Below are 11,792 nucleotides of genomic sequence, written 5' to 3'. Positions count from 1 at the left end.
TCAGAGCCTCTTTTGAATAAGGATTTCGATGCGGCGGTTGGCGGCCCGACCCTCGCGGCTGTCGTTTGCGGCAAGCGGCTGTGTCGCCGCGCGTCCTTGCGATTTCAGCTGTCCGGTCGCCACGCCGGAGGCGGCCAGCAATGAGGCAATCGTTGCAGCGCGGGCCTCGGAGAGGCGCTGGTTATTGGACAGCGGATTGCTCGTTTGCAACGGGACATTGTCAGTGTGACCGGTGATGGTAATGCCGCCAATCAGCTCCGCATTCTGCTTAAGAACCGCTGCGATGGAAGCAACAAGCGGTTCAAAGCTCCTCGTCAATTCGGGTCTAGCGGACTGGAAGAGCTCCGGTGTGCTTGACTGCAAAAGAAGCGTGACCGACGAGGCGTTTTCATTTCCTTTCAGTGCCGGCAGCAGGGAGGCGGGCGCTGCGGCGCGAAATTCCGGCAGCAATTGGAAAATAACGGGCTCCACGGGTGGTGCGTTCGGCGGTGGTGCCCGCTTCTCCGGGCGGTATATTTCCGCCCGCTCAGGTGGCGGCAGTGCCCGAACCAGCGTTGCGAGTTCCTCCGCCTTGGTATCGAGCCGCATCGACAGCAACATGTAAATTGCCGTCGACAGCGCTGCAGCAACGACGGCAAGGACCCAGATCGGCACGGCAAAACGGGATGGCTCGTCAGCCGCTGCAACTCCCTCCCATCGGGGCGAGAGCGGTGCAGCTTCAGCATCGGCGTCACGCAGAAAACGCGCCGCGGCGGCACGAACGGCGCTGATCGAGCGGTCGCCGGCACGGCCAGGCACACGGTACTTGCCGCGAAAACCAAGCGCCAGGCAGAAATAGTAAAGCTCGAGCAATTCCTGATCACGACCGGGATGGCGTTCCAATTCTTCCAACCGGGCAAAAAATTGCGCTCCGGCATCGACATCGCCGCGGAGCATGACGACCAGCGGCTGGCGCGGCCATGCGCTTGCTCCACCCCAGGGCGTGTTCAGCGCCAGATCGTCAAGCAGCGAGGCGACAGCCCATGCAGCCGAGTCCGCCCGCGCAAGCGCCGAACCGGAGGCTACCGCAGCGTCGCGGGCCGCAACAAGCTCTTCCATCAGCCTCGTTCGCAGCACTTCTGGATTGCTCGGTGGCAACGCACTTTCGAGTTCCGGTGCAAATTCCAGCAATTTGGCGAAAGCACTGATCAGTCTGTTTGGATGAGAGCGCGCCCTTCTTGCCAGGGTTCCGGCAGCAGGGACCTGTCTTGCGCTCGCCGAGGGCGCCGGGCGGATGCGTGTACGACCCTTATCGCCCGAAAGACCGAATGGATCCTCACTTGCCATGGCGCTACCTATTAACCGAATAGCAATCGACCTGCGGTTCGCTGGGCAAAACGCCAGACACGCCGATCACGAAGCCGGGCGAACGCAGAAGAGATTCCCAATGCTCGCTGCGCTGATCGAGTTCTAGGCAGAGACGGTCACCGTCATAGGGGATCTCGCGGGGCTGCGAATGAAGCGGCTTCAGGCGGATCCCCGGCAGTCGTGACTTCCACAGCGCCTCGAATTCGTCGGCAGCACCCACCGTCACCTGATCGACGAAGATTTTGCGCAGCGCGTCCTCGGACATGTCACATCCGACCCGTACGACAATGCGGCTGGCGGTCAGCAATTCGGGGTTGTCGACCCGAACCTTCCAGACGTTGGTCGCGTGTTTGAGCACCGGCAATGCCCGCGATTTGGGCTCGACATAACGCAGGCTGAGGAGCAGCGAACGCAAAGTGTCTGCGAGCGCCGCAAAGGCAGGTCCCGGCGCCATGTGATCATAGGTCGGAAGCTCGGTCAGCCGCCGGGAGCCGGACCCGTAGGTCGCCATTCGCCCCGCAAGCCCGCTCAATTCCAGAAAGAGTTCCGCCGGGTGAAAAACCTCCTGGGGAAGCATGTGGGCCAGCCGCGGACGTGCCGTGTTGGCGAGATCGAGTACCAGCAGATTTTCCACGCTGCGCCCAGCGCCGCCGAGAACCATTTTGCCATGTGCATCGGCGATACGGTCGAGCCCGGTTATCACCTCCTGCATCAACTGGCCGTAGAAGGCCACGGCACTGGTCGTCAGGGCTGGCGGCAGAAAGTTTTCCCCCATCGCGACGCTGCCGTCGGCCAGCAGCCCGTTGACCTTCGCAACCGGCATCGCGGTATAGCCGCCGGTCATCTGCACCGGCGACAGGAGCAGGGCTTGGGGGCGGGCGATCTCGATTTCTTCCGGGTCGGCGCCCCCATGCACGGCGTCACGCACGCGTTCGATCTGCCCCTTATAACGCGCTCCGGTCGGCTCGCTATGAGCGGCATCGAAGCTCGCTCCGCCCGGCGGTTCCAGCGGCAAGGCAAGCTGCACCGCCCCCGCACCCATGTCGCGGGCGATGGTCAATGGAACCGGCGCATCCATCGTCTCGGGAATGGAAAAGGGCGTACCGTCCGGAAAAATGCCGCGCGCCGACAAGACGGCAACGCGGCCTGCTTCAAGCTGTGCGGTATCCAGCGTAAGGGATCGAAAGCCGAAGGTCTGCAACCTCCCCGCCTGCAGCGCGCCGCGTATCAGGGCCTCGGTATACCGGTCTTGCTGCTGAAAATGCTGCGTCCGAAGGAAGAGCCCCTCGGACCAAAGCACCTTATTCGTGTCCGTCATGCTGGAACGCCCTCCCTTCAGGCGAGCGCGAGCGCCATGCCGCCGCTACTCAATGCTACATTCGCCGTCACCGTCGATTCCGGCCTGATCGGGACGGCCTGCCGCCAGACACGACCGCCGGGGGTCCTGAAAAAGGCGACCACCCCGAGGAACGTGGCTTCCGGCGGGAACGCCACCGTCTTGGTGGCCGATCCGCCGGGAGATACCGTCAACTGGTCGGAGCCGAGAAGGTCTGCCCCGAGTGCCGAGGCAGGGTCGGATTGGAGGGCGAAAATATCGGCAGAATTGAACTTTCCGACATCCTTGAGCCTGAGAACGAGCACGGTCACCGGGCGATCCCCGCCATCTGCGGCAAGATTCATCCCCGCCTGACCTGTCGCCTTTACAGTCACGGTCGAGGATTTTGGCGGACCGCCCACGCAGCCGGAAATCAAGCCTGTCGCGCCGAGCATCATCAAGAAACCACGTCGTTGAAGCATCATTCTTTCTCCCTCTCTTCATAGCCGTCTCGGAAATCGCTGCCGATTTCGCCGAGGAAGCGCGTTGATGCGCTCCTGGCTATTTCGCGGTAACGTTTCTCGTAAAGTTCCCAGAGCTTTGCCCGTCGCCCGCCCGCAAGCAGCGCGTCCCAGGCCGATTGAGACTTCAATTCGCTTTCCAGCGCCGCCGGATCGAAGCGGTTTACCATCCTTGCCAAGGCGGCCTGGACGCCGCGCCACGTGCGCACATGATGGTGGGCGAGATCGCGGATGGAGCCGTTGATCGCCGCTTCGGGCGGCAGGAAGCCGGCATTGCGTTGCGTGAGGAACGTCGCGATCACATCGTCGACCGTCGGCATGAATTTGAGAGGGTTGACCTCGGAGGCCCCGACAACGGTTTGTGCGATCCGGGCCTCACCCTTTTCTTCGGCCCGCTTGCGCAGGAGATGGATTAACCCTTCCAGCATCGTCCGGTATTCCCGACCGAAATTCTCCATTTGGACGACGGGATCGGCAGACGGAAATTCTTCGCCACTGAAGCCCAATCCGCGCAGAAAGGCGTCGCGCAGGTCGGTCTCGCTAGGCGCCGACTTCTGCTGCCTCGGCTCCGGCTGTGGCTCCGGATTGGCTTGCGGCCTGAGTTGTGGTGTGGCGAGCTCCGGAGCCGGCTGCCCTGCAGTCGTGCCCGGAAGAAAAAGATCCCAGCCCCGGTTATCCTGCCGCTGGGCCGGCAGCGGATCGAGGCTGAACGGATCGTCGAACAGGGGCGCGCTATTTTGCGGTTCCTGTCGGTCGGAATCGGCAAACGGCGCCGCAGCGGGGTGTTCGAACGGGTCAGGCAATCCGGTGGGTCGCCGGGGGAGGTCAACCGGCTCGCTGCGTTCGGAGAAGAACGAATCCTGTTCGAAACCCACCGGCGGCGACGATGTCGGTTGTTCGTGCGGGCGCTCTGCCTGCGTGCTTTGCAGCTCGACGCGGACGACATAATTGCCGAGCTGCAGCCGGGCGCCGTCATGCAACGGAGCGGAATTTCCCGCTCCAAGTGGTGCGCGCGACCCGTCTATAAAGAGACCGCCACTTGACGTATCCGTCACCTGGTATCGACCGTGAACGCAAGCAATGGTGCAATGGGCACGGGAAACGTACATGTCCGGATCGTCGAGTCGCCAGTCGGCGTCTGCGCTGCGACCGATGACGAGCTCGCCCTCGACGAGCCGCATCTGGCGCACGGCCTGGGGCCTGGGGGACTGTTCGAGGGTGAGGATCAAGGCCATGCTGCGGCCTCCGCAATCTCAGGACGAAAACCAACGAGGGTGCGCATGCACAAATCGGCTGCGTCGCCTCGGTCCTGTTTCGGAGCAAGCCAGGCGATATGCCCGAGCCGCGCTTTTCCCAGCTGCGCTGCAGGAACCTCGTCTCGTTTGAGCACGAGCCTGACATCCACATCCAGCCCGTTTCCCACCAGGTCGCGGACTGCCGTTTGCAAGAGTGCACGCCGCTCACTGCCGGGCAGAAAGGCTGCGTAGTCACCAAGCGTCAATGGTCCGACGGAAAGCTCGATCCTTTGCTGTCGCTGGAACGTTCTCGGCCCGATCGTGGCGCTTCTGCCGAGCTGTGCGTAGGCGCCGGCAAGGCGGGACTGGATCCTTTGCGGTATGTCCATCCAGACGCCAACAAACTCCCGGAGCCTGAAGGGAACCTTGAAATGATCACCGAGAAACTGCATGAGCCTTTCAGGCCCATCGACTTGATGGGCAAGGGCTGCGGCGTGAGCAAGCTTCGTCATGTCGACCGCAGTCGGCTGACGGTCTGTCCTGCCTCGCAGGCCGATGCCTGCCATGGCCGAAGCCATGGCACGAACGCGTCCGCCCTCGGCGCGCTCGATCTGGACGGCCGGGTGCGCATCCGCCCACGCCCGATAGAAAAGTGCGATCATGCGATGTTGGAGCACATTGATGAAGTCGACGAACGTGGTGTCGCTGACCTCGCGCATGTCGGCACCGGCAAACCAGCGCTGCGACAGGCGATCCAGCACCCAGCGCGTCAGATAAAGCGGCATCGGACCTTCCGGACCGAGCAAGCCGATCGTGGCCACCGTTACCCGGGCGGGCGCTGTTTCGGTGGAAGGCTCGAGCCTTGCGATGTCCTGCACGGCAAAACCCAGCCGTATGTGCTGCCCGAGCCTGGCTGGTTCCCGCTGCGGCGGGCCTGCCTGCCCGAAGATCCTGTCTGCATTTTCGAGCCGCCGCAGGAGCTCAAAAAAGTCGAACTGCTCGGCGGATAGGACGGCGTCATTCTTCAGATCAGGAAGCGGTTGCCCGGCGTTATCGGCCATAGCACGTCCTCCTGTTTCTGCAGGATCCGCGCTCTCGTGCGCACGAACCCGTTAATCGCCGCGTAGCGGGCAAAAAGCCTCGAGAGCAGCGCCGTAAGCAACAAGCTGCTATGCCCGGCAAGCACTGACTGGTCGACATGGAGCGTGATGTCGCTGCCGCGGGCAAAGCACATCGGTCCAGCGATCGGCAGGCGCTCGATGAGAGGTCGGGCCTCGACTCTCGCAATGGCGCGTACATGCCGCGAGAGGCTTGGATCCCCCCGCTGGGCATAAAGATCGAGCAGGGCGTGAAGAGGGTCGACCCCGCGGCCTTCCTCCGCTAGGCTGAGAAAGTTCAGCGACAATTGTGCGATAAAGCGCCAGGCGAGTTCGTCGGCTCTTGAGGCTTCGACGGCGCCGGCAGGAAGCGTTGCCGGAATGGCAGGCCAGGGCTGGCGCAGCGCGCCAAGCAATTGCACGGTCTCGACAGGATCGCCGCTTTCGAGCGTAAGGGAGGGCGTGTCGTCCAATATCGGCAGGTCCCTGTTGGTGCACAGGGCCGTCACTTCAATCCGCTTGAGCGGTCGCCCCGCTTTCGACTGCGCCGGCCGTGAGAGCGTGATGAAGACATCGTCTCCGACGTAGGATGTGCGGGTTTGTCCCTGACGAAGCTCGTCCTCGCTCGGACGCCGCGGGCGCCGTTCTGTAAAATAGACCCAACCGTTTGTGCGGTTCTGTCCGAGACTGAAAAGTGCCGGTATCTCCGCATCAGAACCTTCGGCATCGGCGTCCTCCACACGCACAGCGCGATAGATTTCAAAATCGCGCGGCCGAGTCCGATCGGCATGGAGGACCTGCCGGGTCCGCCGCGCATCGAGCTCGATGACGCTGCAGGAACGCTCGAACAGGTTGATGATCGGCGTTGCGAAAAGCTCCAGATCCTTCGCGGTGAGGCCCGCAAGCTCAGGAACGGGCCGGCGAAGCAGGAAGACCAATTCCAGCCTCTCTCCGCAACGGCGAACGACCGGCCGCATCCCCGTCACACGCGCATAGTGAAACCGCTCGGGGGCGATAAAATATTCGCGCAGGAGCCGGTAGCCCTCAAAAGTTTCGCGTGTGCGAGGCATGAGCGCCTCGTCGTCCGATATGCCGACCATCTCTGGCGCGGGCAGCGGCTTCAAGGGATTGTCCCGCCCCTCCGGGCGCGCGCCAACGCCACCGCAGGCGCCGAACAGCGTATCGAAGAGCAACGGCGCCCTGCTCTTTTCACTGAAATAAAAGTCGAGGCGATCGAGCGACAAGTCGGCCAGCTTGCCCTTGCCGGTTCGATTGATGGTGATGCTCAATCCGGACGCGCCGGAAACTCCGTCAATGGCGCCGATCCCAGCCGCCGCGAGTGCGCTTCGGTCTTGTATGTAGGTCACGGAGCTGATCGCAAGCGGCCAGAGCGTCACGTCCTGGACCGTGGTGAAGATGGACCTCGTTGAAATTCCAGGCCGGACGCTCGAAACGAGCCTTGTTCCCCGCTTCAAAAGGTGACCTGCAAGCATGGTTTGAACTTGCTGCCCGGGCTTCAGCAAGACCATGGCCGTCGCCGGCGCCGGCGAGACGAGGTCCGGATAGAAGTTTTCAAGCACGCTGCGGACATATCGCATGCTTTCGGCATCCACCTTCTGGCGGGTGCGGGCGGCCAGAAATGCGACGCCGTCAAGAAGCCGTTCGACAAAGGGGTCGGGACATGGGATGCTATCCAGAGAAAGGTTGCGCGCAATCGCGGGGTGCATATGGGCAAACTCGGCGGCAAGCGCGCGAATGTGGGTGAGTTCCTCCTCATAATATTCAAGGAAGACCCGATCCATTTCAGGTGTCCTTCAACTCGGTTCTCGCCGAGCCGTTGTCGAGATCGAGAATGGTGCGGATACGCAGCCGTTCTGGCGCCGGCGTCGTCAGGAGCAGCGCGTCAATATCGATCCTGAGGCCAATCGACTTGTCGCCAAGGCTGACGGTCACTTTGGTTGCGCCTTCCTTCAGCCGGGGCTCGAAGGCCGCAAGCACTTTTGCGATCTCCTTGGCGAGTTCCTCACGGTCGAAGTCCCGCGATGAGCGGCCCGAAAATGGCGGCACGCCGTAATTGACCACACTGCGGCGCACCAGCGGAAAATCCTCAAGCGAGGGAGGGTTGTCGCCAGCCAGGTCGGCCTCGGCATCGGTCAAAAGGGGCGAGGATTCGAAACGTTGCACATTGAAAAGCGCCTCGATGTCGCGCCGCACCGCTTCACGAAGCACATCGCTCGAAACAACCACGCCGCGACTTTCCAATTCCACGCGACGACGTTCCAGGGAAAGCAGACGATGGATGTTCTTTTTCTGCTCGATACCGAGATCCGTTGCAGACTCTATTTGCCCGACGCCGCCGGCCACCATCGCGTCCAGCAGCTCTGCGTCTATCTCGCTCTGCAACATCTGCCGGAGATCTTTGATCTCGGAGCCGAGCCCCGGCAGGTCATTGACCAGGCGATCCCACAAGGATGGCTGGATCGTTTCGCGGGTTGCGCGCTGGTGCCCGCCAAGCGGCCTCGACTCCCTTCCAACTTCTCTTCGCCAGCCGTCACTTGCCGACATAGACATCCATTTCGACCTCGTCCTTGTCGTCGTAGTTGAACGTGATGTTCTTGTAGGCGAAGCCGACGCGCTCCTCGATGAGATCGGGTTCGTCCTCACTTGGCTTCATATTGTACTGGGTGACCGAAGCCTCTTTCAGCGTAACGACCAGATAATCGCTCGTCTCGCCTTCGATCGTTCTGCGCGCCGAGAACTTGACCTCGCCGAGAAGCGTGTTGTCGAACAGCGCCTTCTTCAGATAGGGCGAGGATTTGTCATAGTGCTTGATGAAATTGATCATGCCAAGACTGACGCGGCCCCGTCGCGACAGCGAATTGGGATCGTAGGGGGCGACCATTTCAAACTCCACCCCGTGGATTTCGATCTCGTCTTCGTGGCCATCGCGAACGCTCGGTCCCGTGATATCCGGCACCTTGAGAAAACCGTCAATTTTCATGAATAACCTCCCTTGTGAATTCAGCTTTTCGTCGACGGCAGCTCCGATACGAGACGCAGTGACGCATTGATGCCTTCCAACTGATAATGGGGGCGCAGATAAAACCGGGCATTGTACCATCCCGGGCGGCCTTCGACGCTGTCGACCTGAACCTCGGCCGCAGCCAGCGGCCGTTTGGCGCGGGCCTTGTCGTCGGCAAAGGCAGGGTTGGCAAGAACGTAGCGATTGATCCACTCCGTCAGCCAGATCTGCATGTCGGACCGCTCCTTGAACGAACCGATCTTGTCGCGGGCGATTGCCTTCAGGTAATGGGCGAAACGCGAAACCGGGAAAAGATACGGCAGATTTGCGCTCAGGCGTTCATTGGCCTGTGCATCCGGATCGACCAAGCGCCCGGCGCGCGTCTCGTCATCCTGTAGCGAGTGCGCACCGATGAAGGCTGCGATGTCTGTATTTTTGCGATGCAGGATCGGCATGAGCCCAAGCTTGGCAAGCTCTGCCTCGCGGCGATCGTCGATGGCGACCTCCGTCGGGCATTTCATCGCGACGGTACCATCGTCAGTCGGGAAATTGTGGACTGGAAGATTGATGACCGCTCCGCCATTCTCGACGCCGCGAATTTGCGTGCCCCAGCCAAACAGTTTGTGGCTTCGATTGATATTGACGCCCATCGGGAAGGCGGCATTCATCCACACGTAGCGATGATGATCGCCCTGGACATCCTCCTCGAAGGCGAAGCCCTTTACCGGAATGGTTTCCGCGCCGTAGGGCAGGCGCGCAAGGACCCGGGGCATCGTCAGACCGATGTAACGCGCATCCTCGCTCTCTCGCAGCGACTGCCAGGACGCGTAGGCGGGCGACGAGACAATCTGCTGCAGGTCCTGGGGGTTTGGCAGTTCCTGCCAGCTTTCCATGCGAAAGAGTCGCGGGGCGGCGGCTGCAATGAAGGGCGTGTGCGCCGACGCGCAGATGCCGGACATGTTGCGAAGAAGAGCGACGTCCTTCGGGTGGTTGGAGAACTCGTAGGCACCGATCAGGCAGCCGTACGGGCTGCCGCCAAGCATCGAATATTCGTCCGTATAGACTTTCTTGAATATGGGACTTTGGTCCCACATCTGGCCCTCGTAGTCTTCGAGCGTGTCGGCCAAGGCTTCTTTTGAAATATTCATGACGCGGATCTTCAGCTTCTGATCCGTCTCGGTATTGTTGACCAGATACCACAAACCGCGCCATGTTCCCTCGAGCTGCAGCACTTCGGGTGCATGGAGAACCTCGTTGACCTGCTCGGTTAGAAGCTTGTCGATACCGGAGATCAGGGATTTGATCGACTTGATCGCATTCGAGGAAATTGTCGTCGACTGCGAGCGCGCGCGCGCTGCAAGCGCGAGATTCTGCACCAGGGTTTGCAGCTTGTCGCTGTCATCCTTCTTGACCTTGAAGTCCTTTTCAAGAAGGTCGCTGAATTCCTGAAGATCGACGCCTTCGGCTTCCTTGACGTCGACAGCGGCGGTTCTTTCCTGTTCGGCCATGGTTTAGCCCTCCGACTTGCTGCCATCATCAATCGCCTGGTCGGCGATTTTTGCTAAAAGGGGCTCGTTGTTCAAAAGCTGGGCGATACGCTTCTCAGCGTCAACGCGGCCATCCATGAAGCCCAGCAATTCCTCAAGCTGGCGGCGCATCTTCAACAGTTCGGCGAGCTGCGGGACCTGTTCGGCAATCCGATCCGGCGCGAAGTCCCCCATGCTGGTAAAGGTCAGGTCGACGGCAAGCTCCTCGTCCCGCTCTTCGCCGGGCGGTTGGGGAAGCGTGTTCTTGACCCGCGCCTTGACCCGCGGGCTCAGCGCCTCCATGAAGCGACCGAACCGGTTAGCGTCGGTTTCGACAAAGGTCCGGTCCCGCACCGATTTCAGAGCCTCAGGCGTTTCGGACGCACCGGCGAGATCTGCCATCACCCCCATCACGAAAGGCAATTCGATCGTGGTCGGGCTGCCATATGTTTCCACTTCATAGGCGATCTGGACGCGAGGCGCCCTGTTGCGTTCAATTACCTTCGCCTTAGTTTCGCTCATTGCTGGTCACCTTTTGTCCCAGGGGCAGGTTTCTTGCTTTCCGAAACGCCGGCCAGAAGCCGGAATTCTTTCAGCCCGGAAGGCGCAAGGTCCTCCATGAGCTCGAGAAAATCCATCGGCACCATGCGCTTGATCCTGCGGGCCAGATGGGGAATGGGGCTTGATGGCTCCGTACGGTCGTAAAAGGCGATGATGAGGTCGATGCAGCGCGTGACTTCGTCTCGCGAGCTCAGACGCGAGGGGAAGACCGTCGCGGGCCCGCTTGGGGTCCGGTCTGGCGCAGCGCTGGTGGCAGCAACTGGCGCAGGTTCGCCGCAGGCCGTGTCCTCTTTCTGGCTCTCCTGTGGCGCATGACGCTTGGCGCGCTCCAGGGTCGCCGACGCGCGCTGCAGAAACCGGCTGAGATCTGGCAGGGTAACGCGCAAATCGCCGCCGATCTGCAGGTTGAGCGATTGCTCCGCCGCCTCCAGAGCTGTGGCGGCAGCCCGTGCATCGGCGGCTAACGCCGCCGCTTCATCAGGGGCCTGTTCGGCAAATGCCGCGCACCCGAACCGCACGCGATTGACTAATTGCTCATGTTCGCTGACGAGCGAGGCTTTCTCGGCCGCACTCAAACCAGGCGCTGCTTCGTTGAGAACGGTGCGGCTGTCGACCGCCCCCCGCTCCAGATCGCGCCCCGTCACCGGGCCGGTGCCACGAGGCGTAAAGAACGTCATTTTGCGCAGATCGCCGAGCAGACCATCCTTGTCATTTTGAAGCTGGATCAGTGCGTTGATGCGGCGAAGAGCGGCCTCGCGGGGAGGCAGGCCGTCGCGAAGCTCCGGATGCATTGTCTGCCAATGCATGTCGAAGGTTTGGCCGATCAGGTTCAATCCCTCGGCGAGGCCGGCCAGTCCCCGCTCATTTGCGAGGGCACGCGTTACAATCACGAGCAGCCTGAGATCGCGCCCGTGCGTCCGCAGCTCCTCTGATTTGCGTAGCACGACCGACCAGTCAACCGGCACTTCCGTTCGTGCGACGGGGTTGTTGCGCTCGTCGCGGCTGATTTCGATCTGGGGCTGTACGAGGCGTTCGAGCTCGTGGAATCGTCCGTCGTTCCGTAGGCTTTCGCCGGACGGGTTGTCACCGTTTATCGGATTCAACCAGAGCGCAGAGTCGAACAACAGATCCCCCGCTTTACCGAATATTCTTCTCGCGATCCTGTTTT

At 61.5% G+C, this 11,792-nt stretch carries 11 protein-coding genes; all 11 read right to left on the bottom strand.

Features of this window, described 5'->3' with window-relative positions; all coding sequences use genetic code 11:
* Genes icmH through tssA form a run of 11 tightly spaced genes read right to left on the bottom strand, consistent with a single transcriptional unit; the run spans window position 1 to window position 11,748 of the window.
* Complete coding sequence (icmH, locus tag A7X77_RS17500; protein WP_064684115.1) at window positions 1-1,326, bottom strand: type IVB secretion system protein IcmH/DotU; 1,326 nt, start codon at window positions 1,324-1,326, stop codon at window positions 1-3.
* Between the two features lie 4 nt (window positions 1,327-1,330).
* On the bottom strand, window positions 1,331-2,665 hold the full coding sequence (tssK, locus tag A7X77_RS17495) for a type VI secretion system baseplate subunit TssK (RefSeq protein WP_064684114.1): 1,335 nt from the start codon (window positions 2,663-2,665) through the stop codon (window positions 1,331-1,333).
* Between the two features lie 17 nt (window positions 2,666-2,682).
* Window positions 2,683-3,144, bottom strand: coding sequence for a type VI secretion system lipoprotein TssJ (tssJ, locus tag A7X77_RS17490; protein ID WP_064684234.1), 462 nt, complete (start codon window positions 3,142-3,144; stop codon window positions 2,683-2,685).
* Window positions 3,144-4,418: a type VI secretion system-associated FHA domain protein TagH gene (gene tagH / locus A7X77_RS17485; protein ID WP_064684113.1), complete on the bottom strand. Its 1,275-nt coding sequence runs from the start codon at window positions 4,416-4,418 to the stop codon at window positions 3,144-3,146. The genes tssJ and tagH overlap by 1 nt, the downstream gene beginning before the upstream one ends.
* Entirely contained in the window at window positions 4,409-5,479 is a 1,071-nt protein-coding gene (gene tssG, locus A7X77_RS17480; protein WP_064684235.1) for a type VI secretion system baseplate subunit TssG, read from the bottom strand. The genes tagH and tssG overlap by 10 nt, the downstream gene beginning before the upstream one ends.
* On the bottom strand, window positions 5,443-7,317 hold the full coding sequence (gene tssF / locus A7X77_RS17475) for a type VI secretion system baseplate subunit TssF (protein ID WP_064684112.1): 1,875 nt from the start codon (window positions 7,315-7,317) through the stop codon (window positions 5,443-5,445). The genes tssG and tssF overlap by 37 nt, the downstream gene beginning before the upstream one ends.
* Window position 7,318: 1 nt before the next feature.
* Window positions 7,319-8,080 (bottom strand): type VI secretion system baseplate subunit TssE, encoded by a 762-nt coding sequence (locus A7X77_RS17470; protein ID WP_064684111.1) that lies wholly within the window; start codon window positions 8,078-8,080, stop codon window positions 7,319-7,321.
* On the bottom strand, window positions 8,067-8,516 hold the full coding sequence (locus tag A7X77_RS17465; RefSeq protein ID WP_064684110.1) for an Hcp family type VI secretion system effector: 450 nt from the start codon (window positions 8,514-8,516) through the stop codon (window positions 8,067-8,069). The genes A7X77_RS17470 and A7X77_RS17465 overlap by 14 nt, the downstream gene beginning before the upstream one ends.
* Before the next feature lie 20 nt (window positions 8,517-8,536).
* Entirely contained in the window at window positions 8,537-10,045 is a 1,509-nt protein-coding gene (gene tssC / locus A7X77_RS17460) for a type VI secretion system contractile sheath large subunit (protein WP_064684109.1), read from the bottom strand.
* Window positions 10,046-10,048: 3 nt separating this feature from the next.
* On the bottom strand, window positions 10,049-10,585 hold the full coding sequence (tssB, locus tag A7X77_RS17455) for a type VI secretion system contractile sheath small subunit (RefSeq protein ID WP_009990230.1): 537 nt from the start codon (window positions 10,583-10,585) through the stop codon (window positions 10,049-10,051).
* The gene (gene tssA, locus A7X77_RS17450; RefSeq protein WP_064684108.1) at window positions 10,582-11,748 is read right to left on the bottom strand and encodes a type VI secretion system protein TssA; all 1,167 of its coding nucleotides are present in this window, start codon (window positions 11,746-11,748) and stop codon (window positions 10,582-10,584) included. The genes tssB and tssA overlap by 4 nt, the downstream gene beginning before the upstream one ends.
* Window positions 11,749-11,792: the final 44 nt, after the last annotated feature.

The organism is Rhizobium bangladeshense (genome assembly GCF_001662075.1).
In the GTDB taxonomy this organism is placed as follows: Bacteria; Pseudomonadota; Alphaproteobacteria; order Rhizobiales; family Rhizobiaceae; genus Rhizobium; species Rhizobium bangladeshense_B.
The sequence above is the reverse complement of the archived record's forward strand: the minus strand, read 5'-3'. Positions and strand labels throughout refer to the sequence as shown.